The following is a 25,973-nucleotide window of genomic DNA, read 5'->3' on the forward strand; positions in this document are numbered from 1 at the left end:
ATTTCAAAGGCTCTATTCACAGTATTTAATAACCTGTTGACGGCGTGGCCGACGCCAGCCGCATCTTATACAAAAAAGAATTCTATCTTCCCTTACAATAAAATAATTCCTAAATGAATAATCATATTTACCCTATATTTTCAAAATTTGCTCTTAAATTCGTGATTCCGCTCTTAAATTTTAATTTTCGCACTTAAATTCTGGATCTCGCTCTTAAATTCTGGATTTCGCTCTTAATTTTGGGGTTCACATATATATTTTGGGTTTCTCTCTTAAATTATGGATTTCACTCTTAAATTATGGATTTCACTCTTAAATTCTGGATTTCGCTCTTAAATTGGGTCGGCTTCTAGAAAAACTATGGTATTGCTCCGAGCTGTCTATGGACAAATAAAAAAACACTTCAATCATTGGTTTGAAGTGTTTGTACATATATTAAGCCCGATTTTCAAAAAGATCGCCGTATTTAGCTTTGCGCTTGTAAACAACTGCTCCGACTTTTTCTTTTCCTTTAACAGGTGCGACTGCCCTTACACCAACAACAGGCTTACCAAGTTTGAATAAATCCTTGTTAAAAATATGCTCGGCAGGATTAATGAATCTGGTCATTTAGAAGCACCTCCAAATAGATAATTAATGGTTTTAATCAGGTCATAGTTTGCAACAAAATGGGAATCAAGCTGTTCATCTGTTAACACATCCGGTCCAGAAATAGTAACGGTTATTACCAATTCTACACCTATAGGATAGCATATTAAATAAGTTTTGAACAAGTGATCTTTCGTTAAGTGAACAAGTTCCTCACCTTGTAAGAAGCTGTCGATCATCAGGATGCGATCCGGATCATTGTCTTCTTTGTCGTTGTTCACATTAAAGGAATAAAAATTTATATCTCCCGCTTTTCCGGCTGCGTGTTTTAAACCATCTATTCCTTCTTTTTTCCAGACACCCACCCCATCCATCTTAAAAGAAGGGAGAATGGCATAAACACTTCTAAGGGCATCGGATAAATAGTCGTAAATGTTCTCATTATCCGATTTTAGGAGCTCTTTTGTTAACTTGATTGTAAAAAGGGCCACTTCGTCTCGTTCTCTTTGTTTTCTTCTCACTTCGTGCAATAGTATTTCCGGATCTTGGTAGAATTTCAATTCTTGGATTTTCTTTATGATATGCTGGCAGGAAACACTGACCGCAGCATCATAATTCTTTGATCCAGCTTGGTATTTAAGTGGATTCAATCCAATTAAATCAGAAAGCAAGTGGTAATCCTGGATGTTCATATCATCTCTTGTTTTCGGCACTGTATTTGGTATTAAATAAAACACTCTGCTTCTTTTTAATCTTCCCCAGAACAGTCCCATCTCAAACAAGGTATTGTCCCTGGTTATGAGAAACGTTTTTCCGCGTATATCGATAATGTCATCTGGAGAGCATATAAAAACAGCGAAATCATTTTGATGCAATTGTTTTTCGAGGTCGTCCATTGTGTAATTACCAGGCGAAAACACTCCTGCATACCATGGATTCACTTCGGCATAATATTCCAGGGCTTTTTGGACAGCATTCACATAGTCCATCGCCTCTCTTGAAGAACCGATAAAAACACAAGGTTTATTCTCTTCCATAATGCCTCCTTACTTATTTATTCCATGAATCCTCTGCCAGTATGTATAAAAGATCTGCAATACCCTAAGTATATCATGGTAAATAATCGTTAAAATGAGTGGAATGTCTCAAAGAATCAAACAAAATAAACTAATCCTAATAGATTTAATTATTATTATAAGTGCTCTTTTACAAAACCGCAAACACGTGTTCGTATGCGAGCCAGCTGACAATCAAAAAGAGAGTGTCTCTTGTTAAAGAAACACTCCCCGAATGCTTAGCATGTCCTCCCTATGTTTGTTAGCCCACTCCTTGCACCAAGTCATTTTGCACCAATCTTTTTCGGTACACAAAATTAGCCAAGAATACACTTACCTCATAAAGAACAAGGAGCGGAACAATCACCAATATATCAGATATCAAATCTGGAGGTGTGATGAGGATGGAAATGACCACCAGGGTAAAATAAGAAAGCTTTCGTCCCTTAGCCAGCCGGGCGGGATTTAGAATTCCCAGTCTTGTTAAAAACATGACCACGAGCGGCATCTCAAACAATAAGCCTAGGGGCAATGTAAGGTTCAGCATAAACCGGAAATATTTTTTTGCAGTGAACATGGTTTGGAACTGTCCCGCAGAAAGCGACGTTAAAAACCCTATCACTATAGGAAAAAGAACTAAATATCCAAATAAAACACCGGTAACAAATAATAAAAATAAACCTGGGATAAACCTAAATGTTATCCTTCTTTCATTTGGTCTGAGTGCTGGTGATATAAACTTCCATATTTGAAAAGCAGCAAGGGGTATTGTTGCTGCAATTGCACTAACACCTGCTATGGACATGTATACCCACAAAATTTCACTGGGACCAAGCACTGCTAATTTTCCGTCGAAGTTTTTTACAAGCAGCTTATATATATCCTCTACAAACACAAAACTTACCACAAAAATAGCAGCAAAGCCGGCCAGAGTGATAATAATACGTTTTCTAAGTTCCTCTATATGTCCGGAAATCTGCAGCTCTCTACAGTCCATCCTTTTTCCTCCCTGCTGTCAAAAGTATGATAAACCTGCCTTTTCCTATAAACAAGTTCATTATAAAAGCTCTTTTCTAAAAGTTTGTTGTTTTTTAATAAGTTATGTTACGTCACCCTATTGTTCATTCAGTTCGATTGATAAGGTACGAGACTCCTCCGTGAACAGCGGGAAGCGAGCATCCTGAAGTGAAAATCACCCCTTGGTTCATTGCGGAAACAGTCTTATAAAAAGAAGCAGACGAGTTCCCCCGTCTACTCTCTTTGAACCGGCACTGTTTTAACCTTCTTTTTTTACAGCTGCAAGTGCAGGCTTTTTCTCTTGTTCATCATGATCCGAATCGGTTACCAGTCCCTTAGCAGCGCTTTTAAATTCTGTTAGAGTACGGCCGAATGCCCTCCCTATTTCGGGGAGCTTAGACGGGCCAAAAATGATAAGGGCAATTACGAGTACTATAATTAATCCAGGTATCCCAATATTTGAAAGCATTTTATCTACACCCTTTCTAATCCATTCTAATTAATGATAATAGGCTCTTAATCTTAATTTAAGACTTTCTCTCGGCTCAATTGTTTTTCATGTGCACGGTTATGCGCTCGATTACGGTCTTCTTCCACTTCACTTGTTTTTTGGACTCCTTCTGGAACCACTGTTGAGGAAACCTTCCGCAGCCCCGCCTGGTCTTTATCAAATACAAATGATGCTCTTGTTGAAATATCAGCACCTGGTTCTGTGACAAAAGGCACGACCCGATAATCCGCCCGCCATTGTCCAGGCGTTACATGGCAGCGGACATAGCCTCTGTAATCATTGAAAAACTTGATATGGGAGTTCTGGCTCAAAATCTTATCTGTATCGGAACGCTTATCCGCTCCATTACCGCCAGACGTTATGCTGGTCCCTACAAATTCTACTCCAAATGTTTTTGAATCAGGTTCATTGAAATCCAGCTTTAAATTAGAAGCCCAGCTCGCATGCACATCCCCGGTCAACACCACCAGATTATTGATGTTATTGGTTTTAATGACCTCAATCAAACGCTCGCGCGCGGCGGGATATCCATCCCAGGAATCCATGCTGTATTTAGGAGCCGTTGGGCTACCGTAATTCCTCTCTGCAAAGAATATCTGCTGAGGCAGCACATTCCAGATCGATTTAGAGTGAGCAAGCTTATCACCAACCCATTGTTCCTGTTCTGGTCCAAGGAGGGTGCGCTTTGGATCTAATGATTCCTCTGTCTGAGGGGAACTGCTGTCTCCATTAGCCTGATCATCGCGGTATTGGCGTGAATCAAGAACGAAGAAGGACGCAAGATCTCCGTATGTAAAATCCCGGTACAGACGCATATCCGCACCCTTAGGCAGAGAAGACCTGCGCAAAGGCATATGCTCATAATAAGCCTGGTAAGCAGCTGCCCGCCGTTTGATGAATGACTCTACAGACTGCCCTTTCTCCGGTACCAAATTAGCATAGTTGTTCTCAACTTCGTGATCATCCCATGTAACAATCCATGGACATGCTGCATGAGCAGCTTTTAAATGGACGTCTGATTTATATTGGGCATATCTATTTCGGTAGTCTTCAAGAGTGATTATTTCAGGACTATTATGAACGCGGACATTACCGGTCGGTGAAATGTATTCATTCGGGCCGTACTCGTATATGTAATCGCCTAGATGAAACACAAGGTCAAGATCTTCCTTTGCCATATGTTTGTATGCAGTAAAATATCCATGTTCATATTGCTGGCAGGAGGCGAACGCAAAGGTAAGGCTGGAAACGCTCGTACCCTGTTTTGGCAGAGTTTTAGTTCTTCCGGTCTGGCTGACTTCTCCTCCGCTTTTGAATCGGTAAAAATAGACAGAGTTCGGTCTTAAGCCGCTAACCTCTACGTGAACGCTATGACCAAGTTCCGGGCGGGCTATTTCTTTACCCTGATGTACAATCTTTCGAAAATGCTCGTCTTTAGCAATTTCCCACTTAACTTGAAAAGCTTCCCCGGACATCCCGCCGCCGTTTAAAGGATCTGGAGCAAGCCTTGTCCATAAAACCACACCGTCTGATAAAGGATCACCAGAAGCAACACCTAGTGTAAATGGATAATCACTGAATTTTGGGGCTGCATTTACTTCAATACTCCCCATGGACTGCGCCATTGCAAGTCCAAGCGAAAGTCCTGCAAGTTTGCTTGCTCCCGAGATAAAATTCCTGCGATCCATATTTTTGCTCAGGCTGGTCTCACTCCATTTTTGGATCATCTCATCCATTGAACGTTCAAAATTCATTGATTGTTCTCCTCCTTGCTTGGTTGTTGGAACTCTTTTAGTGTAGAGGAGAAATTTTAATTACATGTTAAGAATTGTAAAGCTAGAATGATGCTCCTGGTTAATCCCGCATAGGATAAATGGATTATTATCTTAAACAATGTCTTTTTTTAACATAAATCTTCAGCTTTTAAAGTAAACAGGGACTTCTTTTTACCTGTTTTTCTTAAAGAAACATTTACGAAAAACCCAAAAAACAACCAAATGCATCCAAAAAAGTACCGTTTGATATTCAAACGGTTGAAGAAGATATATGTTTAAAAGGTTAATTCGCGCAAAATATTAATGCAGTGCAGTCAAAAGAACACCCACAGCAATCAGGACGACTCCAATTCCATTTACGACGCTTAGTCTTTCACCAAAGAAAGCAATTGCAGCAACTGTAGCGATTACCACGCTTAATTTATCAATCGGAGCTACCTGCGAGACTTTTCCAGTTTTAAGGGCAAGAAAATAAAACAGCCAGGACGTAGCACCTGCGATTCCGCTGAGTACGACGAATATAAAGGTCTTCTTTTCACCGACAATTTCTGGGATTCTATGTAAATTCCCCTGAACGGCAACCACACTGAATAAAAAGAGTGTCATGATCACTGACCTGACAGCCGTAGCGGTATTGGAATCAACCTTCTGCAAGCCCATCTTGCCGAATATCGATACAAAGGCAGCCGAAACCGCCGACAAAATAGCATATACCAGCCATGACATATATAGCCTCCTTTCGTGTGCGGCAGCTTACTTTATGATGCTGGCCAGTGTTAAAGATATTTTGTGAAAAAAGGAGTGGTATCATACTTTGGTATGTAAGAAGAAAGAAAACGAGGCCCGGAAAAAAAAAGCGGCATTTCGCCGCTTATCTACTGACTGGTGGATGTAGTTATTTTTGGATACGGATCTTCGCCTATATCGGCATTTTTGTTTGCCGTAAAATCCTTAGATCCCATGGTGCCTTCTTCAGCAAGTACTTCTAATCCCTGTTCCATCTGAGCTGTTTTATCTTTCTCATCCGGGAATGTATGATTCTTGCTCATTAGAGATTGAAATTGCTTTTTTAGGCTATCCATTGCTTTTGGATTTCGAAACAGGTAGACAGCCGCTCCTACCGCTATTGTGCCTGCTATATTTCTGGCATTCATGACTCCACCTCCTCTATATTTATAGAATAAGTACCCGCTCCTTTTCTAAACAAACATGAAGATTGTAAGATAAGGGGAAATTATTAGAGAATTATACCTACAAGTATAAGCATCAAGTTCATGTAATCAAGAGGTAAACATTCAACTGTTGTGGATACATAAAGGAATAATATAATAAACTGCTATGCCAAATCCATTGCGATGGACGGCGTTAGTGATAGATATTTCCTACAAGGCTCGGATTCCTCCCACGTATTCTGCTGCATTTTATTTATTTCCCCGCTGCTCTCTGTCCGCCTTCCTGAACCAGGAATAAGATATAAATCATGATAGAAACAGCAACAGACAGTGACGCGGTGATATAAATCCTTTGATAGCCAAACGAGTGGCCAATTTGCTTTCTAAAAAGAAAGTCAAAAGTATTGACTCGGAAAGTAAAAATGAAGTGGGTGCCGCTGACTTTTTTTGGGGACAGTCCCCCATTTCCCGGGCTGTCCAAGCGCTGATACGGCTGGCTTCCTCAGGGGACTGTCCCTATTTCCCAAGATTATGAATGATCCATTTTCTTATAAAGGTCCTTGGTAAAAAATAAAAAACCCCGTGATAAGGATTAAAGCATCAATACCAGGGGTTTTATTATGATTCTTATTCATTAGTGAAATCCTATTCTATGAAAAATCATAGGTTACTTCTGTTAAGGATTCTGACACATCCCAAAGACGCTTCATCGTTTCGTGATTATAGACAGAGGCAGCTGGAGTTTCAATTGCAGGGTACCCTTTTCGGTTCCCTTTTCCATCCGGCCCGATATACTCTCCTCCTTGCAGCTGGTCATTAGTGGCTGCATATAGGGTAGGAAGTGCACCCATATCTGCCTTTTGTAAAAATAACTCGGACAGTTTCTTTAGAAATCTGGGAGCATCTTTTTGTCCCAATTTAAATAGATTGGTCACTGTAATCCCGGGATGGCAGGCGATACTCATAGATGGAAGCTTATGCTGTTTAAACCTCTCATCAAGCTCTTTTGCGAATAATAAATTGGCTAATTTGCTTTGGCCATAAAACTTCATCGGTTTATAACCATTTTCACCTTGCAGGTTATCAAAATCTATAACAGCGCCTTTATGTGCCAAGCTGCTGAGAGTCACGACACGGGAGTCCGGTGTTTTCTTTAGGGTCGGGAGAAGCAGACCGGTCAAAGCAAAATGCCCTAAATGATTGCTTCCAAACTGAAGCTCGAATCCATCTTGGGTCTTCTGATAAGGCGGCACCATCACTCCTGCGTTGTTTATAAGAATATCGAGCTGACTATAGCGCTTTGAGAAGCTATCAGCAAAATCCCTTACACTTTGTAAATCAGCGAGATCAAGTTTCATTACTTCTGCCTTTGCTTCTTTATTTTCTCTTTCTATTAAATTTGCAGCCTCTTTTCCTTTTTGCTCATTGCGCACGGCCAAAATGACCCGTGCGCCTCTATCAGAAAGGACCTTTGCAGCTTCATAGCCGATACCGCTATTGGCACCTGTTACAATGATTGTCTTGTCCTTCAAATGTGTATGTGTCATATTTCAGCCTCTTTCATTTGGCGAAGATTTGCGAATCTATCTTACGGTCGTTGCCTAAAGAGCAAAAAGAGCCAAAAATGAAAAATGTCATTCAAGGCTCTTATTAATCTATATGGCAATCTATCCAGGGTATGCACAATTTTTAGGACTTTAGCTGTTTTTCATATATTAATAGATTCTGATAGATTACATTCAACAAGGGTGCATTAATAGAGTGCCTCTCAGCTAATGTCATTAAATACCCATGAATATGCCCCCCTTCTATGGCTGTTCCTTTTTCCATATCGCGCTGCATGGAGGATTTCATGCTGTACGTCATTTTTTCGATTGTATTCATATGCTCTTCAACGATGCCATCACGGATTGGAGCGCCATGTGCCTTCATGATTTCTGCTGTTTCTTCGAGAAGCTGCTTAAAAAGAGCTCTTCCTCCATCCAAATCGCGGATTGGTCCTACTGGACTGCGCATTAAGGTAGTCAAGCCGGATAAAGTAGTGATGAATAAGTATTTATGCCACATTTCCTGCTCGATTTCATCGCTTTGTTCAAAAGAAGCTTTGGTGCCGCTCAACACTTCTGCAATCCGTCTTATGCGATCAGAGCTTGTTTTATTCAATTCCCCGAAGACTACGCGATGCATGGGGCTTGTTTGGTGGACCTCTCCTTGTTCATTTAGAGTGGTTTCAATGAAACACAATCCGCCGATGACCTTTTTTTCCCCAAATTCATTTTTTAACCTGTTTATATGTGCGATTCCATTCAGTAGGGGCAAAACAACAGTTTCCTCGCCAACGAATGGTTTGAGATCTTTAATAGCTCCGTCCAAATGATAAGATTTTGTTGAGAACAATATTAAATCAAAAGGAGCAGCTGTATCGGCTGCTGTCAATAACTGCGGCTTACATCTAATATCTCCGTGAATACTATGTATGACTAAATCTTGTTTCTCAAGGAGCTGCTTTCTGCTATTCCGGACTAGAAAAGTTACATCCTCGCCTTTTTCCGCCAGCCTGCCCCCAAAATACCCCCCGACTCCGCCTGCTCCTAATACTAATATCCTCATAATATCCCCCTTTTCTATCATAATCTCATTTTACCATTGATTAAACGTTTTCATAGTATCGTGCGAGCTCGATTATCATGGCACCCATTCTTTCATGTTCAGGAACGATATAGTTCCTGACACCTTCTTCATATAAAGCCTCAGCTGTTACTTTGCCAACAGCGGCAGCAAGAACATACCCCTTAAAAGCATCCAGCAAGTCATCTGTCAGACTTAGTTCTTTGGCATGCGTAAATAATGAACGTACCTGTACAGCTGTTGTAAAACAGAATGCATCCATTTGTTGTTCAATGATCTCCGTGCAGATTTTTTCAACAGAACCTTGGTCAGGCAAGATATGCCGATAAGGCAAGATGGTGGAAACATGGGCGCCTTTATCTTTAAAAAATGTTATTAAGGCCGGAGCAGGATCCCCATGGAGCTGAATCACTACTTTTTTGCCGCTGAAGTCCTCATCCTTGAGAGAGCGGATCAGCCCTCTTGTAGTTCCATCATCATCTACAGCATCTGGTGTTATTCCAGCTTTTTTTAATACCGCAAAGGACTTGTATCCTCTGGCAGCGATTTTAGCTTCTTGCAAACGACTGAAAAAAGCATCCTTCATTTTAAGTTTTTCTGAAATGTTAACTAACGTATCGATGCCGATTCCGGTAGTAAACACAATCCAGTCCGCTCCCTCTCTTACAAGCGCTTCTAGTTCAGGTTCAACCTCCTTTTCCGCAAGAAAGACAGTTCCCTGCAAGGAACGGACCACCGCGGTTCCTCCCTGTTTTTCTATCAGGGCGCTGATTTCTTCTGTTTTGCGGGAACTCCCTATCCCGACCCGCTTTCCCTTCAATCCTTTACCCAACATATTTCCCTCGTTTCATTGGTGAATTTTTTCTTTAATGATTACTAATTTTATGGCTTTTTTAAGCATAGTACAACTATGATGTTCAAGGAAAAAGACACTCGGCTGGCGAGTGTCCTGATAAGAGTAAGGATGGAGCAGTCTACAAATCCTCTAATATATTTTCACTTTTGTTTTCGTTTTCGTTATAAGTAAGAACCTCATCCACGTGCTGATAAGACTTTCCGTAAAATTCCCGGTCTTTATAGGTATGAATTTGGTTATACATCTTTTTCATCGCCTCAAAAATGACTTCTTCAGATTCATTATGCGGAGACCAATACAATATTTCCATCTCATTGATCTGTTTTGTTGCAAGCGATCTTCGTCGATACCCGATGCTCTGGGCATGCTCAAAACCTTCACGTTTATAAAAACGAAGTCTCTTTCCTGTGTCGGTATCCTCATAATTAACAGGTTCTACTTCAAGAATAATAGGCTTCCCTTTTTGTTTTAATCGATCCAATAATTTATGTCCCAGCCCCTGGCCGCGGGCGTCTTTAGACACAAATAGATAATCAATAAAAACAAAGCTTTCTAATTCAACATACATCAAGACATGGTGCGGACCCTCATCTTTATGGTAGATATCTGATTTCTCTTCAAGCAGGGTTTCCATGTGTTCTTTAGATTTCATCTCTTCAACGGGAAAATATTGATTCAATTTTTCATACCAGTGCATAGCTAGACTCCTTTATTGTAATGTTCTTTTGTAGATATAGTTACCAAGATTCTTACTGCCTCAAGAGTACTATACCCTATCTAATGAAAGATAAAATTCTCAGATAATTTAACTTAGCTGATATATAGAAAACCCCGGATCTATAAAGATCCGGGGCTTTCGCAGCTGGTTTTATTAAGACTTATCTTCCATGATTTCATCAAAGGCAACAGACACTTTTTCAAATTCCTCGTCACTGTCAATGGCTGCCAGGTCACCCTCATGATCCACCTTTAAAAAGAATACATCAATATCAGTTTCCGTTTCCTGCCGGATATCTTCCACAAAAGCGACTGCCGCATATTCGGTACCTTCAATATTAATGGTACCCAATACTTCGATTTCCTGATCTTCTCCAGTATCAGCAGTTATGGTAAATGTTTCTCCTACTTCAATTCGCTCCATGCAATTTCTCCTCCCTAAATGAAGTTCTATCTTTATTTTCCCATTACAGAAAGAAAAAATGCATATAACAGATTGAAAACACAATTCGGCAAAAAAAGTAATTCCATTCATGCAGCTTTTTAAGTGTGCCGGGTTGACTCGTCTTTTCCTATTTTAAAACTCCAAGGGCAGCAACAAGTGTTTCTGTTATAAAATCCAAATCTTGGTTTTCAATATTTAATGGCGGTGAAAGGGTCAACACATTATTAAAACCCGCAACGGTTGTGCCATTTTTCCCAATTAATACTCCTTTATTTCTGCATTCCGCAATCACCGAATTGACTAATGAAACTTCCAGTGGTTCCTTCGTTTCCTTGTCTTTGACCAATTCAATTCCAATCAGCAGCCCTTTACCGCGTACATCTCCTACACGAGGGTGGTTATAGAGGAGACGTGATAATTCGGATAAGACCTTGCTGCCCAGCTCTTCGGAACGCTCGAACAGCTTTTCCTTTTCCATGATCTCCAGATTCTTTAGTGCGAGCGCACAGGCTGCCGGATTACCGCCAAAGGTATTCACATGCCGGAAGAAGTCATATTCCTCCTGGCCTTTAAATGCCTCATATATCTCCTTGCGGACAGCGGTTGCGGACAGCGGCAGATAGGCGCTGGTGATTCCTTTCGCCATCGTGATAATATCCGGTTTCACTCCGTAATTCATGAACCCAAACGCTTTTCCTGTACGTCCAAATCCGCAGATCACCTCATCTGATATGAGCAGAGCCCCATGCTTTTCGCAGACTTCCTTTACTGCTTTCATATATCCATCCGGCGGCACCAGGACACCTCCGCCGGTAATGATTGGTTCCATTATCATGGCTGCAATGGTTTCACTATGCTCCCATGTCATGAGCCGGTCCACCTCTTTTACGGATGACAAATCTCCCGGATGGGCCACATGGCAATCATCACGGTATGAATCCGGAGGGGAGACATGCAGGAAACCAGGCGAAAGCGGTTCGTACTTATATTTTCTCTCTGCCTGGCCTGTGGCTGCGAGTGCCCCCAGTGAGCTTCCATGATAGCCTCTGTAGCGGGACACAATTTTGTAGCGGGAATGATCTCCTCTTTGCTGGTGATACTGGCGGACTATTTTAAAGGCAGCTTCGTTGGCTTCCGACCCGCTGTTGGAAAAAAAGATCACATACTCGTCTTCTAGTAAATCATTCAGCTTCTCTGCCAGTTTTATGGCTGGTACGTGGCTCTGTGAAAGAGGGAAATAAGCCATTTCCTTTAATTGCTCATATGCGGCTTCAGCGAGTTCTGTCCTTCCATACCCTACATTGACACACCATAGCCCAGCCATGGCATCCAGATAACGATTACCCTCCGCATCCGTGACCCACGATCCTTCCGCTTTGGCTGCAACAAGAGTAGCATTTGGGTTGTAGGGCTTCATGGAGTGCCATAAATATTTTTCATCCTGTAAAAGAAGTGTTTCCTGGGTATTATCGATTTGAACCATTATAGCATCTCCCTCTCTTTATTTAGACCTCATATCTGGACGTTATCATTTTTTTACGTGTATAAAAATTCAATCCATCTTTGCCGTTGACATGCAGATCTCCATAGAATGAATCCTTCCAGCCTGAAAAAGGAAAGAAGGCCATTGTTGCGGGAACCCCTACATTGATCCCGAGCATTCCTGCGTCAGCTTCTTCACGGAATTGCCGCACAGCCCTTGCATTGTTCGTATAAATTGTTGCTCCATTTCCATACCGGGATTTTTTGATATACTCCAACCCTTCATCTAAATCCCTTGCACGCAGCAAACTTAAGACAGGTGCAAAAATTTCATCCTTAGCAATGGTCATTTCTGGTGTTACCCTGTCAAAGATGGTAGGTCCCAGGAAATTCCCCTGCGGATGGTCTTTCATTTCTTTACGGCCATCCCTGATCAGCTTGGCACCTTCCTGTATGCCTTTGTCGATGTAACCAAGTACCTTTTCCCTATGCTCTTTACGGATGACAGGCGTAAGCAGGACTTCATCATCCATGCCATTTCCAATGATCAGCTCATCCGCTTTCTTTGCTAAAGCCTCTAAAAAGCGGTCATTATTCCCAACAACGACGACAGCACTGCAAGCCATACACCTCTGGCCCGCGCTGCCAAAAGTTGAGCTGATTATATGGGAGACAGCCTTATCGACATCGGCATCCGGCATCACTATATGGTGGTTCTTAGCTCCGGACAAAGCCTGAACCCGTTTTCCTTCTGCAGCAGCCCTTTCGTATACATATTTAGCCACTGCCTGCGAGCCGACAAATGAAATGGCGGCAACGTCCTTATGTTCAAGGAGGCCGTTTACCACATCATGGGCACCATGCACCACATTCAAAACTCCCGGAGGTGCACCAGCGTCAGAGAATAGTTCCGCAAGTCTGTTAGCCAGCATCGGAGTGCGTTCAGAAGGCTTTAAGACGAATGTGTTCCCGCAGGAAATAGCGAGAGGAAACATCCAAAGGGGAACCATCATCGGAAAGTTAAAGGGAGTAATGCCTCCGATTACTCCTAACGGATATCGGAACATTTCTGAATCAATATCTTCTGCTATTCCCGATAGAGTTTCTCCCATCATTAAAGTAGGGGCTCCCGCTGCAAATTCTACACACTCAATACCGCGCTGGACTTCTCCATAAGCCTCCTTGTATGCCTTGCCGTTTTCTTTCACAATAAGTTTTGCAAGCTCCACGTGATGATCTGTCAGAAGAGTATGATACTTAAACAGAAGCCTTGCCCGCTTTGGTACTGGGACTCGTTTCCATTTCTCAAATGCTGCTTTTGCAGCCGATACTGCTAAATCGACATCATCCCGTGTGGAAACCGGAACACTAGTGAGCAGTTCGTCTGTAGCTGGATTAGGAACTTCAAGGGTATAAGGGCTGCTTGAACTTTTCCATTCTCCGTTAATGTAATTTTTCAGAATTTTCACATCTTTACTTGTTATACTCATAGTATCATCTCCCTGGATCAAATTGAAAGTTCGAAGGTAATTAACTGTCATATAAAAGGATGGGAATCGTTCTCCCACCCTTTTACATATTCTACGAGCTCTTCTGTTGAATGAAGATACTGGAAAAATACTTCCTTGCGTTCGCCGTTCTGATATGCAGAGTTTTCTTTGTACCGCTTTTGAGGTGGAAAAACTCTACAAATGCGCCATCCAAATTTTCTACGGCATGATAGATGTTGTAACCTTCACTTAGGAGCTGATCAATTTTTTCTTTTTCTGCAAGATACTGCTCATGTTCCGACATGGATTCCTCTCCTCCCAGCCAATAAGCGTTTTCCTCCAATCAGGCCGTGTCACCTGTCTCTGTGTCTTCAATGATCCAATCGCGGCCGACCGAGATTCCGAGGTACTTTTCATCGCTTGGATCTTCTATCTCTGCCTGTTTATACTTTTTGAACCACCAAAATTTTGCAAGGATATAGTAAATGGCGGCTCCGCTTAAGAAGCCTACTAGAAAACCATAATCTTTTGTAAAGTAAGAAGCAGTGGCTCCGATAATCCATGCAAGGAAACCTGCAAGATTAACACCGCCGCTGTACCGGTACTGGCCTTCATCTTCATATAGGGCCGGCACGTTGACTCTTCGTTTCCGGAGCAAATAATAATCAGCAAAAAGGATGCCTACAATCGCTGATAGAATCCCGCCTACCACTAATAGAAACGGGATGATCACATCAAATAAGTTCCATGGCTGCACAATGGAACCGACAATTCCAGCCGTGATGACTCCGGCCCAGAATGGGAATTTAGGGCCGCCTACATTGGAAAAAATAGTTGCTGCCGGCACAACATTTGCAGCTGTATTGGTTGACCACTGGGCAAGGACAATCATCAATAATAGAATGGCAAGAATGATTCCGCTTGCCGATTTTTGAAGAGCGGCCACAGGGTCGGAATTTAAAACAGCGATATAGGAAACAGCTCCGATGATAATCATGAACGTCTGGGTTAAAGGCATTGCCACCATATTTCCCCAAAGTGATACCTTGTTTCGTTTAAACCAGTTCTTTTCATTGGAAGGGGCCTTGATAAATCGGGAGATGGATGGAATATCTGCACCCAGCGTAGCCCAGAAACCCATGTTGCTGAATATGACAACCAGGAATGCTGTGAAAGCCGCCCCGCCTGAGACCGGATCCTCAGCCCAGCTCCACACATGGCGTCCTTCTGCAGCTGCGGTGTCCGATAATGAAAGATACATCCAAATTGATATAAACAGGATGATCGGTGCAGCCATATCGGCAAACCGTTCAATGGATTTTATACCAAGAGCCGTATTAACCAGCTGGACGAGCGCAAAGAGCAGGTAGCAGACAAACCAGTTATCGAAGCCAAATAATATATCTAATATTCCATTCATGGCGGTAGAACCAAAATAGGTGTTAATCCCAAACCACATCGAAGCAGTGACACCGCGGGTAACGGAAGGAATATGTGTCCCAATCGTTCCAAATGGGGCCCGCATATATACTGGAAAGGACAAACCATGTTCAATTCCTATATCTGCAATGAGTGATATAAATAATCCAATCGCAAGGCAGCCGATTACCGTCGCAATAATGACAATTGGAAGCGGCAGTGATACCACTCCTGCCCCGCCGATTGCAAAGGTTGCCAGTACAACTACCATACCTACCCACATAAAAGAAAAACCTAATGACGTAATCGTTCGATCTTTTTGGTGGACCGGGTATAGATCCGGTGATTTTAAGTGGCTTTTTTTCATGGGAGCACTCCTCTTTTCCGGTTTATCCTTTTTACTGGTATGACTTTACATATAGGCACCGCGGCTAGAAAAAGGATTAAGATGGCTGTATGGAGACCGTTTCGTTTTGATTTTTGCAAGTGTATTGTTTATATTTAGCCCGTTTAAGATATTTTCCAGATCCTAGGTTTCCGACAAACTTCTTATCACGGATAACAAATTCCCCACGGACGAGTACGGAAACAGGCTCCCCCGTGACTTTCATTCCCTCAAAAGCATTGTAATCCACAGCCATGTGGTGCGTTTTGGCAGAAAGAGTTCTTTCTATAAGCGGATCGAATATCACGATATCAGCATCGGCACCAACAGCTATGGTTCCTTTTTGAGGATAAAGCCCAAAAAGCTTCGCAATGCGTGTGGAGGTAATATCAACAAATTGATGGAGGTCAATCCTGCCTTTACTTACTCCCTCGGAAAAAAGAATGGAGAGCCGGTCTTCTATGATAGGGCCGCCATTAGGAATTTTCGTAAAATCATCTTTCCCCAGATCCTTTTGTCCCTGAAAATCAAAGGAACATTGATCAGAGCCAAGGGTTTGGAGCTGTCCCGTTTTGAGCGCATTCCAGAGAACGTCCTGGTTCCACTTCTCTCTAAGGGGTGGTGACCAGACATATTTCGCACCTTCGAAATCTGGTTTTTCGAGATAGCTCTCATCCAGCACTAAGTACTGTGGGCATGTTTCCCCCCAGATATCAAAACCCTTGGCACGTGCTTCAGAGATTTTCTCCACCGCCTCCGCGCAGGAAACGTGTACCACATATAATTGTGAATCCGCAAGACCAGCAAGCTGTGCGGCACGTCCTGTTGCTTCTCCCTCCACTTCAGGCGGCCTTGTTAATGCATGGTAAATCGGTTCTGTTTTCCCTTCTGCTAAAGCCCTTTTGGTTAGGAAATCAATCACATCGCCGTTTTCTGCATGCACCATAACCAATGCTCCAAGGTCTTTTGCAGCCAGCAGAGTCCTGAATAGGGTCTCGTCATCAGCCTGGAATACATTTTTGTAAGCCATAAACACTTTAAAAGAGGTTATTCCCTCTTCCTCTATCACCTGCGGAAGCTCATTCAGAACATTCTCATTGATTTCGCCGATCATAAGGTGAAATCCATAATCAATGACTGCTTTGCCGTTTGACTTCTTATGCCAGGTTTCTATCGCCGTTTTTAATGGTTCCCCTTTATTGGTCAGGCAGAAGTCTATGATCGAAGTGGTTCCTCCAAAAGCAGCGGCAATGGTTCCTGTTTCAAAATCATCTTTAGTTACCGTTCCGCCAAATGGCATATCCAGGTGAGTATGCGGATCAATGCCGCCCGGTAATACGTAGCAGCCCTTGGCATCAACGACTTCAGCATCAGCAGGGGATAAATTTGTCCCTATACCCGAAATCACTCCGTTTTCAATCAGCAGATCAGCTTTATACGTATCGGAAGCTGTTACAATGATTCCGTTCTTGATCAATTTTTTCATGAACCTGCTCCTTTCATGGCTTTTTATTTTGAAGAGTTAAGCGCCGCCTGGCGTTCATTCCAAGTCATAGGTTGCATGCTTGTTTGTTCGACCATCGTAATGGCACCCTCCACAGGGCAGACAATCGCGCATAAATTACAGCCGACACAGTCTTCTTCTCGCACTTTTAGATAGCTCCTGCCATTATCACCCTTGATCATATCGATACATTGGTGGGAAGTGTCCTCACAGGCAATGTGGCACTTATTGCAGTTAATGCATACATCAGTGTTAATTTGAGCTGTAATATTGTAATGAAGATCGAGATTTCCCCAGTCTGAATACCTCGGCACGGATTTTCCGATGAGTTCAGAAACAGCGGAGATATTTTTGCTATCTAAATAATGATCGAGTCCCTCTATCATATCTTCGACAATCCGGAATCCATGGTGCATGGCTGCTGTGCAGACCTGGACTCCTGCTGCGCCCATGAGGATAAATTCAACGGCATCCTGCCAATTGGATATACCGCCAATTCCTGAAATCGGTACAGAAATCCGCGGGTTCCTGGCGCATTCCGCAACCATATTAAGCGCAATAGGCTTTACAGCAGGGCCGCAATAGCCGCCATGCGCTCCTTTTCCTGCAACATGTGGAATTGTGTTCCATGTATCAAGATCGACTCCCATTAGGCTGTTGATTGTATTAATCATACTGATTGCGTCTGCGCCGCCGTTGACGGCCGCTTCAGCCGTAACAGTGATATCTGTTATATTCGGTGTCAATTTAACAATCACAGGTGTTTTTGCAGCCTCTTTCACCCAATATGTCTGCTTTTCGACCAGTGACGGAACCTGGCCCGATGCTGAGCCCATCCCTCTTTCAGCCATACCGTGCGGGCAGCCGAAATTCAATTCAAGTCCGTCTACTCCTACATCTTCTACCCGCTTCACGATTTCATGCCATTTTTCCTGCTTAGGCTCTACCATTAAAGAGGCGATGATCGCATGATTAGGAAAGCGTTTTTTAGTTTCATAGATTTCTTTCAGGTTCACATCCAGGGGGCGGTCGGTAATCAATTCTATGTTATTGAACCCTGCAACTCTCTGTCCGTTAAAATTAATGGCAGCAAACCGGGAAGACACATTTAATATGGGATCCCCGAGTGTCTTCCAGACTGCTCCTCCCCACCCGGCTTCAAAAGCACGCTGCACCTGGTATCCAGAATTTGTGGGAGGTGCCGAGGCAAGCCAGAATGGATTTGGAGATTTAATGCCAGCCAGATTTATGCTTAAATCAGCCATTTCTTTTCCCCCTTCCTAAAAAATGATCTATTTATATCAAAGTTTTATAGATTGATTAATCTATTTAGCAGTTCCCGCAGTTTGTGCCTGCTTATGAATGGCATAGGCAGCAAGCTTTCCCTGCTGGGCAGCGGTGACTACCATTGCATCTCCCTTGCCCTTGCCGAATAGGATGTCCCCACAGGCAAAAATTTTGGGATTTGAGGTTTGAAACGTCTCTTTATCCGCTGTAACCACTCCATATTCATGCTGAAGTCCGAACGCTTCAATAAGAGGGAGATGCCTTGTCTGTCCGATTGCTTTTATCACAGCGTCTACCGGAAGAGTGAATTCTGATCCTTCGACCTCAGCAGGGCTCCTGCGCCCATCCTCACCGGGGTCGCCAAGGGCCATTTGAACGCATTCAATGCCGGCAACCTGTCCCTCGGCGTCTCCGATGATCCGTTTAGGGGCAGTTAACCAGCGGAATTCAACACCATCCTGCTTCGCAAATTCATATTCAAAATCGTAAGCCGTCATCTCCTCAACAGATCTGCGATAGAGGATTTTTACATTTTCAGCACCCAGGCGGACTGAACAGGTAGCACCGTCGATCGCTGTATTGCCGGCACCAATAACCGCAACACGTTTCCCGGCAAAATCCCTGGACAGCTTTCCGCTTTTCGTTGCCTTAACGAACTCAATGGCATCGTACACCCCTTTGAGCTCTTCCCCTTCAATCCGAAGATCGGGAACATGGGCCATTCCTGCTGCTAATACAATATAATCGTAGGAATGAAGGAGTTCCTCAGCTGATACATCTCTTCCAGCCATGGTGTTAGTCAGAATCCTGACATTCAGTTTTTGAACTTGTTCTACTTCCCAGAACGAAATGGACTGGGGGAGGCGGAAAGACACAATGCCATACGTATTTAATCCTCCCGCTTTCTCGGCAGCTTCATATATCGTCACCCTGAAGCCGAATCTTGCGAGTTCCCTCGCCGCCGATAATCCAGCCGGTCCGCCTCCGATCACAGCAGCCGTCTTTCCGTTAGGTGTGCCTGCTTTAAACAAGGTTTGTTCATTTTTGATGGCCCAATCCGTTGCATATCGCTGCAGCTTGCCTATTTGAATAGGGCTCGTCGAATGGTTTAGAACACAAGATCCCTCGCAAAGCTCCTCAGTTGGACAAACCCGTGCACAGCTTGCTCCTACAGGGTTGGAAGACATGATAGTCTTTGCGGATCCAAGCAGATTGCCTGAGGCTATTTTCTTTATAAAAGACGGGATGTCAATCCCGGTAGGGCAGGCTTTAATACAAGGCGCATCATAACAAAATAAACACCGGTTAGATTCTTCCAGAGCTTCTTGATTCGTAAATCCCCTATCAGCTTCTTCAAAATTCCGTTCAAGGTCGGTTATCGAAATACGCTGTGTTTTGATAGTAACCACAAGATTACCTCCTTAGCCGATTAGTATGGGTCAAGCAGAAGGGCCTCTGCCGATGGCCATTCATGGCAGTGAAGAAGTCATTTTTCTATTAGCTTTCCGCAGTGGCGGTCACTGTAGGACTGCCGCGTATCCCTGACTTCCCTAATCAATTTTTATTCTTCTTGCCAACCACATCAGGTAACACCTGCAGAACTATAATAAGTCGCGATTTTTTTCCACTCATAAATAGAAAAGACAATAACCGCTCCCTATCCCTTTGCCAGCTTCTGAAAAAGCTGTCGTCGGTCCAGCCAGGATTTCTTCCGCAGAATCATGCCATTTTGGATTTTGTTCCGAACAAAAGTTCAGAGCTTAAAAAATCTCTTGTAAACAAATAGTCTAGGCTTCTCTGTCTGCTTTTCTTTCACAACCCCACTATGCTGCTCAATAGCTTTCGCTTTATGTACCTCCATAGGCTCTTTTCCATCCACATCCTGAAAGCGTGTATCAGTCGGATTTTTTATTCCCGCACCCCCTTTAGAAAAGTAAGACTAGATATCTGCCTTATTAACACTGTATGTACAGAATTCCTAATTTATTTAACTTGTTTAATCTAAAATCGGCGAGGATAAATATCTGGCTTATAATTCGGATCATTAAATCGGAGTAATTGCCACAATATTTTCTGCCTGCATCTAGGGAACCTGCCTGCCAAGACATTTACTGCTCACTCATTTAGAGGGTTTGCTTATTTTTCTCCTAAGCTCTTTTATGGACAACAAAAAAAAGCCGCACCTCTCAATCCGGTACGGCATTAAACATCCAGCTTCCTAATCACTTGTCAGCTGAATATATTCTTCTATATTTTTCTTAATTTTCTGGATTGAATCCATCCAAAATACCGGCTGTGTCAAATCGATGCCGAAATGCTTTAGCGATAGCTCCTCAACAGATAGCAACCCAGTATCTTTTAGAAAAAGGATGTATTTTTCTTCAAATTCCCGTCGGCCTTTCTTATATTCCTTTAATAGTCCGTAGCTGAATAAATACCCGAAAGTATACGAGAAGTTGTAAAACGGTTCGTTCAGATAATAAAAATGAGGAGTAAGAATCCAAAAGTAGTCTTGATAATGTTCTAGACAGTCTCCAAAAACCTCTTGTTGTTTTTTGACTACCCGTTCTGTTAACTGCTTTGCAGTCAAAAATTCTCCCTTATTCTTTAATTCATATAGTTCCAGCTCGAAATCAAAATGAAATTGAACATATAACAGGTACAATACAGCAGCATTAATCTCTTCTTCTAAATATAGTATTTTTTCTCCCTTTGACATCTGTCCGGATTCTGTAAATACTAGCTCAGAAAAAGTGGAGGCGGTTTCCGCCAGTGTCATTGGATATTTTTGCAGGAAAGACGGCTGATCAAATAAGATCGTTGTATGAAAGGCATGTCCCAGTTCATGGGCGAGAATAGCTACATCCTTCAACGTTCCATTAAAATTCACAGAGACTCTTATCTCTTTACTCACTGGAAAACCGGCAGCAAAACCTCCAAGCTGCTTATTGGGCCTTATTCCAAAGTCAATCCACCCATTTTGATATACGTCTTCAACAAAGCTGGAAAATTCAGTGAAATCATCCTTCGTTTTTTCTACAATTATATTGATTGCCGCTTGTGGTGTATACTTGTTCTGATTAGCTTCAGCTTTACTTGGCACAAAGATATCAAAATAGCTTAATCTAGATATATGTAGAAGCCTTTTTTTTTGCTCGAAATAAGGCTGGAAGATATGATTATTTGATTTGATAACTGCCCACATGGTGTCTAATGTTTCTTTTGACATTCGATTGCGATTCAGCGGCTCTTTGAGAATCGAGTCCCATCCTTTATGTTTATATACTTTCATTCTGAAGCCAGCAAAGTGATTCAATATTGTAGCAAATAAATCCTCTTTTTCTTTTAAAACTTTTGATCTTATATCATGTACCCGCAGCCTGACATTTCGGTCCTCATCTGAATTATATTGAGACAACTGACCAAGAGTTATTAGTTCTCCAGTTTCTCCTGCCGAAAAGGGAAATCTTAATTGACTGATCGTCTGCTGATACAAATCTGACCAGGCCTTGATCCCCTCAATAGATAAGTCGTTAATGATTTCTTCTGCCTTCTCCGTCAGCGTTACTAAAACGCTCTTCCGTATCTCTTCCATAAACAGAATGATATGGCGGTCCCCAATATCTGATTTAACCTCATTCCATTGTGTCCCGCGTATACCACATACATATTTTTGAAAAATAACCTGCAGGGAATCCAGTTTTTGCTTTATTCCGTGGCTCCTGGCATCCAACTGAATGGCCGTTGCTTCCGTTCTGTTTTCTGAAATAACACAGTAAGCGAACTCATTGAGCTGCTCTGTTCTTTTGTGAACATCCTCCATAACACAGATGAATTCTTTAACTCTTTTAGAACTATGATCTAATATATGATCTTTATAAAATGACAAATATCCTGTAAGATCATCTTCCAAGTTTTTAATAAACTCTTCAAGCGGCTTTGAATGAATATGGTATAAGGATTCAAGGCTCCATCTATCTTTCATAGTACTGCTAGTGCTCATCCTTCTTAGCTCCCTTATTTCGTTAATGAACTTTAAGATAATTCCATTTTAGACAATATTCTAACTTTTATAAATGCTTTTCTATTTGCTTATGAAATGCATAGGTTTGGAAGCTACGCCCATCCTATATGTAGAACATGACTTGTCGGTTTAGGAGGAAATTCATTCATGAAGCGTTTTATGACATTAATTGTGGCTGCGGTATTTTTGATCCCGCCCCTTAGCTCTTCAGCAGCCGGCAAAGAGATTCAAATACCCTACTCATCTAGAAAAGATATACCACGGGACTATAAATGGAATCTTAATGATATCTATCCAACAAAAAAAGCTTGGGAATCAGATATAAAGAAAGCGGAATGTCTAGCAGTTCGTTTCAAGAAAAAGTTTCAAGGCAGTCTTGATAAGTCACCTGTACATATGAAGAAAGCCCTGGAAGCATACACAGAATTATCCCGAATTGAAGAAAAGGCTTATGTATATATCAATTTGGAGTTAAGTACCGACGAGTCAGACCATCACATTCAGGCTTTAGCTAATCGTGCGGATATTATGTCAGCCAAGGTATCTGAACATACAGCCTGGTTCAGCCCTGAAGTGGGAAAAATTCAGGAGTCTACTATGAAAAAATATCTAAATCATCCTGACTTGAAAATCTACAAAAACTTTCTTGCTGATATAGCCCACTCCAAATCACATATTTTATCGAAAGAAAAAGAAGAACTTCTTGCTAAAGTATCACCCCTAAGCGGTACAGCACAAAACGTATATAGCATGCTGTCCAAAGATATCAAATTCCCCAGTATTATGGATGAAAGAGGCAAAGAGGTACAACTCAACAGGGTGAATTTTAGTACGTATATGGAGAGTCCGGACAGAACTGTACGCAAAGCTGCCTACGAGGCATATTATGCCACACTTGCTAAGTTCCAGGATTCCTTTGCTTCTGTCATGAGTGCACAGGTAAAATCACATAATATCTCTGCAGATGTAAGAAATTATAAGTCAGCCATAGAAGCGGCGTTAAACCCAGATCATATCCCGGTTAAAGTGTATGAGGAACTGTTAACCTCCGTCCATAAAGGACTTCCTCAGCTGCACCGCTATATGGAAATAAAGAAAAAAATGCTCAAGGTTAATGAGTTGCATATGTATGATATCTCCACCCCCATTAATGAAAGAAATTCTTCTTATATTCCTTACGAGGAAGCTAGAAAAATGGTAATAGAAGGTTTAAAACCACTTGGACTGGAGTACGGAAGTATATTAAAGAAAGCATTCAATGATAACTGGGTGGATGTGTATTCCACCGAAGCTAAACGGACGGGGGCATTTCAATGGGGAGCTTATGATTCTCATCCTTTCGTATTGCTGAATTACCAAGGTACAAAGAATGATGTCTCAACACTTGCCCATGAACTTGGCCATGCTGTGCATGCCTACTATTCAAAGCAGGCACAAACCTATATCAATTCAGGGAATCCTACTTTTACAGCAGAAGTCGCTTCGACCCTTAATGAAAATCTCCTCTGGGAAAGTGAATATAAAAAAGCAAAAACGAAGGAAGAAAAAATCTTTCTATTAAATCAACGGCTGGAAGATTTCCGTACCACATTATTCCGTCAGGCTCAATTTGCTGAGTTTGAAAAAAACATTCACGAACTGGACGCTGAAGGAAAAAGCATCAATGCGGAAACGTTAAAAAAGATATATGGGGATATCAATAATAAGTACTATGGCAGTGCCATTGCCCGTGATGAACAAATACCGATGGAATGGGCACGGATTCCACATCTTTATGATTATGACTTTTATGTTTATCAATATGCTACCAGCTTTGCCGCTTCCCAAGCCTTGGCACAACAAATACAGGATGAGGGAAAACCGGCAGTTAAAAGGCTGAAGGAAAAGTTTTTAAAGGCTGGCGGCTCAAGTGACCCAATCAGCATCTTAAAAAATACCGGAATCGACATGTCTACATCAAAACCGATTGATGAAGCCATGCAGGTTTTCAAGGAAACACTTGATGAATTAGAAAAATTGCTAAGCAAAGAATGATGAAACAGGAGGCCTGATAAGAGGACTATATCAGGCTTTTTAGCCACTTAACAATCATATTAGTAGACATCGGATCAAATACCTGATCAAATAAAACAACATGAAAATATGGCCTTTCGTCTAAAATGGTGGAATGGGAACACAAAAAAAGCTGTTTCGACGAAGCGAAACAGCTTTTCATATATCTCAATGACCCCTACGGGATTCGAACCCGTGTTACCGCCGTGAAAGGGCGGTGTCTTAACCGCTTGACCAAGGGGCCGTGGCTCCGCAGGTAGGACTCGAACCTACGACCGTTCGGTTAACAGCCGAATGCTCTACCACTGAGCTACTGCGGAATGGTGGGCCTAAATGGACTCGAACCATCGACCTCACGCTTATCAGGCGTGCGCTCTAACCAGCTGAGCTATAGGCCCATATTTGGAGCGGGTGATGGGAATCGAACCCACGACATCAGCTTGGAAGGCTGAGGTTTTACCATTAAACTACACCCGCAATTAAGGTATGGCTGGGCTAGCTGGATTCGAACCAACGCATGACGGAGTCAAAGTCCGTTGCCTTACCGCTTGGCTATAGCCCAATAATTACTTCAATGGGGCGACTGATGGGAATCGAACCCACGAATGTCGGAACCACAATCCGATGCGTTAACCACTTCGCCACAATCGCCACAGATATAAACTTGGCAGGGGCAGTAGGAATCGAACCCACACTGGAGGTTTTGGAGACCTCAGTTCTACCTTTAAACTATGCCCCTATATTTTCAAAAAAATGGTGGAGGGGGACGGATTCGAACCGCCGAACCCGGAGGGAGCGGATTTACAGTCCGCCGCGTTTAGCCACTTCGCTACCCCTCCATTTTTTAATGATGCCCGCATGAGAAATCCCCATGCAAAGGCACCGGAATTTAATGGCTCAGGACGGAATCGAACCGCCGACACAAGGATTTTCAGTCCTTTGCTCTACCGACTGAGCTACTGAGCCGTTATAATGGCGGTCCCGACGGGAATCGAACCCGCGATCTCCTGCGTGACAGGCAGGCATGTTAACCGCTACACCACGGGACCACTTATTGCGGGGACAGGATTTGAACCTGCGACCTTCGGGTTATGAGCCCGACGAGCTACCAGACTGCTCCACCCCGCGACGGTAAAAAATGATTTGTTAATATTTATGCTTTGATTCTTGCTGTAGTAGACTGTCCCGATTTCAGAAAGCATTTCTAGCAGCAGCTCAATCGGTACAACTCGCAGCTTAATTCATCGGATGTTTTGCTCGTTGCTCCACCCCACGACGATATAAAGTAAATTTTATGGAGGAGGTAGAGGGATTCGAACCCCCGCGGGCTTTTACACCCCTGTCGGTTTTCAAGACCGATCCCTTCAGCCGGACTTGGGTATACCTCCGTAAATGACAAAAGTTTATAATGTATTTATGGCGCGCCCGAAAGGAGTCGAACCCATAACCTTCTGATCCGTAGTCAGACGCTCTATCCAATTGAGCTACGGGCGCAATATTAATTGGTGCCGAGGACCGGAATCGAACCGGTACGGTAGTCACCTACCGCAGGATTTTAAGTCCTGT

21 protein-coding genes and 13 tRNA genes are annotated in these 25,973 nt (G+C 42.6%); 1 reads left to right on the forward strand and 33 read right to left on the reverse strand.

From position 1 onward, the window contains the following. Nucleotides 1-435 precede the first annotated feature (435 nt). The 20 genes from CUU66_RS24175 to CUU66_RS12955 all read right to left on the reverse strand — a co-directional run bounded on the left by CUU66_RS24175 (nucleotide 436) and on the right by CUU66_RS12955 (nucleotide 22,334). Nucleotides 436-609, reverse strand: coding sequence for a hypothetical protein (locus tag CUU66_RS24175; RefSeq protein WP_180955273.1), 174 nt, complete (start codon nucleotides 607-609; stop codon nucleotides 436-438). Then, nucleotides 606-1,625 (reverse strand): TIR domain-containing protein, encoded by a 1,020-nt coding sequence (locus CUU66_RS12860; RefSeq protein WP_101642795.1) that lies wholly within the window; start codon nucleotides 1,623-1,625, stop codon nucleotides 606-608. Before CUU66_RS12860 ends, CUU66_RS24175 begins: the two co-directional genes overlap by 4 nt. Nucleotides 1,626-1,905: 280 nt before the next feature. Beyond that, entirely contained in the window at nucleotides 1,906-2,640 is a 735-nt protein-coding gene (tatC, locus tag CUU66_RS12865) for a twin-arginine translocase subunit TatC (RefSeq protein WP_101642798.1), read from the reverse strand. Between the two features lie 279 nt (nucleotides 2,641-2,919). Beyond that, nucleotides 2,920-3,129, reverse strand: a complete 210-nt coding sequence (tatA, locus tag CUU66_RS12870; protein WP_101642800.1) for a twin-arginine translocase TatA/TatE family subunit — start codon at nucleotides 3,127-3,129, stop codon at nucleotides 2,920-2,922. A 53-nt stretch (nucleotides 3,130-3,182) separates the two neighbouring features. Next, a complete protein-coding gene (locus CUU66_RS12875; RefSeq protein WP_374702997.1) occupies nucleotides 3,183-4,907 on the reverse strand; it encodes an alkaline phosphatase D family protein in 1,725 nt (574 codons plus the stop codon). 339 nt (nucleotides 4,908-5,246) lie between these two features. Then, on the reverse strand, nucleotides 5,247-5,672 hold the full coding sequence (locus CUU66_RS12880; RefSeq protein ID WP_101642805.1) for an EamA family transporter: 426 nt from the start codon (nucleotides 5,670-5,672) through the stop codon (nucleotides 5,247-5,249). A 149-nt stretch (nucleotides 5,673-5,821) separates the two neighbouring features. Continuing rightward, entirely contained in the window at nucleotides 5,822-6,100 is a 279-nt protein-coding gene (locus tag CUU66_RS12885) for a hypothetical protein (protein WP_101642808.1), read from the reverse strand. Nucleotides 6,101-6,768: 668 nt separating this feature from the next. Beyond that, the gene (locus tag CUU66_RS12895) at nucleotides 6,769-7,665 is read right to left on the reverse strand and encodes an oxidoreductase (RefSeq protein WP_101642813.1); all 897 of its coding nucleotides are present in this window, start codon (nucleotides 7,663-7,665) and stop codon (nucleotides 6,769-6,771) included. Nucleotides 7,666-7,807: 142 nt separating this feature from the next. Continuing rightward, complete coding sequence (panE, locus tag CUU66_RS12900) at nucleotides 7,808-8,728, reverse strand: 2-dehydropantoate 2-reductase (protein ID WP_101642816.1); 921 nt, start codon at nucleotides 8,726-8,728, stop codon at nucleotides 7,808-7,810. A 40-nt stretch (nucleotides 8,729-8,768) separates the two neighbouring features. Beyond that, the gene (locus CUU66_RS12905; RefSeq protein WP_101642839.1) at nucleotides 8,769-9,578 is read right to left on the reverse strand and encodes a uroporphyrinogen-III synthase; all 810 of its coding nucleotides are present in this window, start codon (nucleotides 9,576-9,578) and stop codon (nucleotides 8,769-8,771) included. A 142-nt stretch (nucleotides 9,579-9,720) separates the two neighbouring features. Continuing rightward, nucleotides 9,721-10,299, reverse strand: coding sequence for a GNAT family N-acetyltransferase (locus CUU66_RS12910; RefSeq protein WP_101642818.1), 579 nt, complete (start codon nucleotides 10,297-10,299; stop codon nucleotides 9,721-9,723). A gap of 174 nt (nucleotides 10,300-10,473) precedes the next feature. Then, on the reverse strand, nucleotides 10,474-10,743 hold the full coding sequence (locus CUU66_RS12915) for a DUF1292 domain-containing protein (protein ID WP_101642821.1): 270 nt from the start codon (nucleotides 10,741-10,743) through the stop codon (nucleotides 10,474-10,476). Nucleotides 10,744-10,891: 148 nt separating this feature from the next. After that, nucleotides 10,892-12,247 (reverse strand): aspartate aminotransferase family protein, encoded by a 1,356-nt coding sequence (locus CUU66_RS12920; protein ID WP_101642823.1) that lies wholly within the window; start codon nucleotides 12,245-12,247, stop codon nucleotides 10,892-10,894. 22 nt (nucleotides 12,248-12,269) lie between these two features. Next, on the reverse strand, nucleotides 12,270-13,736 hold the full coding sequence (locus CUU66_RS12925) for a CoA-acylating methylmalonate-semialdehyde dehydrogenase (protein ID WP_101642826.1): 1,467 nt from the start codon (nucleotides 13,734-13,736) through the stop codon (nucleotides 12,270-12,272). A 91-nt stretch (nucleotides 13,737-13,827) separates the two neighbouring features. After that, nucleotides 13,828-14,040: a hypothetical protein gene (locus CUU66_RS12930; protein WP_101642841.1), complete on the reverse strand. Its 213-nt coding sequence runs from the start codon at nucleotides 14,038-14,040 to the stop codon at nucleotides 13,828-13,830. Between the two features lie 39 nt (nucleotides 14,041-14,079). Then, a complete protein-coding gene (locus CUU66_RS12935) occupies nucleotides 14,080-15,522 on the reverse strand; it encodes an NCS1 family transporter (RefSeq protein ID WP_101642828.1) in 1,443 nt (480 codons plus the stop codon). A 76-nt stretch (nucleotides 15,523-15,598) separates the two neighbouring features. After that, complete coding sequence (hydA, locus tag CUU66_RS12940; RefSeq protein WP_101642831.1) at nucleotides 15,599-17,026, reverse strand: dihydropyrimidinase; 1,428 nt, start codon at nucleotides 17,024-17,026, stop codon at nucleotides 15,599-15,601. 23 nt (nucleotides 17,027-17,049) lie between these two features. Then, the gene (gene preA / locus CUU66_RS12945) at nucleotides 17,050-18,309 is read right to left on the reverse strand and encodes an NAD-dependent dihydropyrimidine dehydrogenase subunit PreA (RefSeq protein WP_101642834.1); all 1,260 of its coding nucleotides are present in this window, start codon (nucleotides 18,307-18,309) and stop codon (nucleotides 17,050-17,052) included. 60 nt (nucleotides 18,310-18,369) lie between these two features. Then, nucleotides 18,370-19,740 (reverse strand): NAD(P)-dependent oxidoreductase, encoded by a 1,371-nt coding sequence (locus tag CUU66_RS12950; protein ID WP_374702996.1) that lies wholly within the window; start codon nucleotides 19,738-19,740, stop codon nucleotides 18,370-18,372. Nucleotides 19,741-20,549: 809 nt separating this feature from the next. Beyond that, the gene (locus CUU66_RS12955) at nucleotides 20,550-22,334 is read right to left on the reverse strand and encodes a M3 family metallopeptidase (protein ID WP_101642836.1); all 1,785 of its coding nucleotides are present in this window, start codon (nucleotides 22,332-22,334) and stop codon (nucleotides 20,550-20,552) included. 168 nt (nucleotides 22,335-22,502) lie between these two features. On the opposite strand from CUU66_RS12955, the gene pepF reads away from it, so the two are divergent. Then, on the forward strand, nucleotides 22,503-24,389 hold the full coding sequence (pepF, locus tag CUU66_RS12960; protein ID WP_257967987.1) for an oligoendopeptidase F: 1,887 nt from the start codon (nucleotides 22,503-22,505) through the stop codon (nucleotides 24,387-24,389). Nucleotides 24,390-24,579: 190 nt separating this feature from the next. Here pepF and CUU66_RS12965 read toward each other — a convergent pair. The 13 genes from CUU66_RS12965 to CUU66_RS13025 form a co-directional block, all read right to left on the reverse strand. Then, nucleotides 24,580-24,651: transfer RNA gene (locus CUU66_RS12965), tRNA-Glu, on the reverse strand. 1 nt (nucleotide 24,652) lies between these two features. Beyond that, nucleotides 24,653-24,727 (reverse strand) — tRNA-Asn (locus CUU66_RS12970). Between the two features lies 1 nt (nucleotide 24,728). Beyond that, nucleotides 24,729-24,805 (reverse strand) — tRNA-Ile (locus tag CUU66_RS12975). Between the two features lie 5 nt (nucleotides 24,806-24,810). After that, nucleotides 24,811-24,884 (reverse strand) — tRNA-Gly (locus tag CUU66_RS12980). Between the two features lie 10 nt (nucleotides 24,885-24,894). After that, nucleotides 24,895-24,969 (reverse strand) — tRNA-Gln (locus tag CUU66_RS12985). Nucleotides 24,970-24,982: 13 nt separating this feature from the next. Then, nucleotides 24,983-25,058, reverse strand: a tRNA-His gene (locus CUU66_RS12990). Nucleotides 25,059-25,072: 14 nt separating this feature from the next. Then, a tRNA-Trp gene (locus CUU66_RS12995) sits at nucleotides 25,073-25,146 on the reverse strand. Nucleotides 25,147-25,161: 15 nt separating this feature from the next. Beyond that, nucleotides 25,162-25,246, reverse strand: a tRNA-Tyr gene (locus tag CUU66_RS13000). Nucleotides 25,247-25,300: 54 nt separating this feature from the next. Then, nucleotides 25,301-25,373, reverse strand: a tRNA-Phe gene (locus tag CUU66_RS13005). Nucleotides 25,374-25,380: 7 nt separating this feature from the next. Beyond that, nucleotides 25,381-25,456 (reverse strand) — tRNA-Asp (locus CUU66_RS13010). 5 nt (nucleotides 25,457-25,461) lie between these two features. Further along, nucleotides 25,462-25,535 (reverse strand) — tRNA-Met (locus CUU66_RS13015). A gap of 167 nt (nucleotides 25,536-25,702) precedes the next feature. Further along, nucleotides 25,703-25,795: transfer RNA gene (locus CUU66_RS13020), tRNA-Ser, on the reverse strand. 29 nt (nucleotides 25,796-25,824) lie between these two features. Next, a tRNA-Arg gene (locus CUU66_RS13025) sits at nucleotides 25,825-25,901 on the reverse strand. Between the last annotated feature and the right edge of the window lie 72 nt (nucleotides 25,902-25,973).

Source organism: Peribacillus deserti (assembly GCF_002863585.1).
GTDB lineage: Bacteria > Bacillota > Bacilli > Bacillales > DSM-1321 > Paraperibacillus > Paraperibacillus deserti_A.

Coding starts and splice junctions, on each gene's coding strand:
- CUU66_RS12860 (WP_101642795.1), bottom strand. CDS start 1,625: ATGGAAGAGAATAAACCTTGTGTTTTTATCGGTTCTTCAAGAGAGGCG.
- CUU66_RS12875 (WP_374702997.1), bottom strand. CDS start 4,907: ATGGATGAGATGATCCAAAAATGGAGTGAGACCAGCCTGAGCAAAAAT.
- CUU66_RS12895 (WP_101642813.1), bottom strand. CDS start 7,665: ATGACACATACACATTTGAAGGACAAGACAATCATTGTAACAGGTGCC.
- CUU66_RS12920 (WP_101642823.1), bottom strand. CDS start 12,247: ATGGTTCAAATCGATAATACCCAGGAAACACTTCTTTTACAGGATGAA.
- CUU66_RS12935 (WP_101642828.1), bottom strand. CDS start 15,522: ATGAAAAAAAGCCACTTAAAATCACCGGATCTATACCCGGTCCACCAA.
- pepF (WP_257967987.1), top strand. CDS start 22,503: ATGAAGCGTTTTATGACATTAATTGTGGCTGCGGTATTTTTGATCCCG.
- tatA (WP_101642800.1), bottom strand. CDS start 3,129: ATGCTTTCAAATATTGGGATACCTGGATTAATTATAGTACTCGTAATT.
- panE (WP_101642816.1), bottom strand. CDS start 8,728: ATGAGGATATTAGTATTAGGAGCAGGCGGAGTCGGGGGGTATTTTGGG.
- CUU66_RS12955 (WP_101642836.1), bottom strand. CDS start 22,334: ATGAGCACTAGCAGTACTATGAAAGATAGATGGAGCCTTGAATCCTTA.
- CUU66_RS24175 (WP_180955273.1), bottom strand. CDS start 609: ATGACCAGATTCATTAATCCTGCCGAGCATATTTTTAACAAGGATTTA.
- tatC (WP_101642798.1), bottom strand. CDS start 2,640: ATGGACTGTAGAGAGCTGCAGATTTCCGGACATATAGAGGAACTTAGA.
- CUU66_RS12885 (WP_101642808.1), bottom strand. CDS start 6,100: ATGAATGCCAGAAATATAGCAGGCACAATAGCGGTAGGAGCGGCTGTC.
- hydA (WP_101642831.1), bottom strand. CDS start 17,026: ATGAAAAAATTGATCAAGAACGGAATCATTGTAACAGCTTCCGATACG.
- CUU66_RS12915 (WP_101642821.1), bottom strand. CDS start 10,743: ATGGAGCGAATTGAAGTAGGAGAAACATTTACCATAACTGCTGATACT.
- CUU66_RS12880 (WP_101642805.1), bottom strand. CDS start 5,672: ATGTCATGGCTGGTATATGCTATTTTGTCGGCGGTTTCGGCTGCCTTT.
- preA (WP_101642834.1), bottom strand. CDS start 18,309: ATGGCTGATTTAAGCATAAATCTGGCTGGCATTAAATCTCCAAATCCA.
- CUU66_RS12925 (WP_101642826.1), bottom strand. CDS start 13,736: ATGAGTATAACAAGTAAAGATGTGAAAATTCTGAAAAATTACATTAAC.
- CUU66_RS12930 (WP_101642841.1), bottom strand. CDS start 14,040: ATGTCGGAACATGAGCAGTATCTTGCAGAAAAAGAAAAAATTGATCAG.
- CUU66_RS12910 (WP_101642818.1), bottom strand. CDS start 10,299: ATGCACTGGTATGAAAAATTGAATCAATATTTTCCCGTTGAAGAGATG.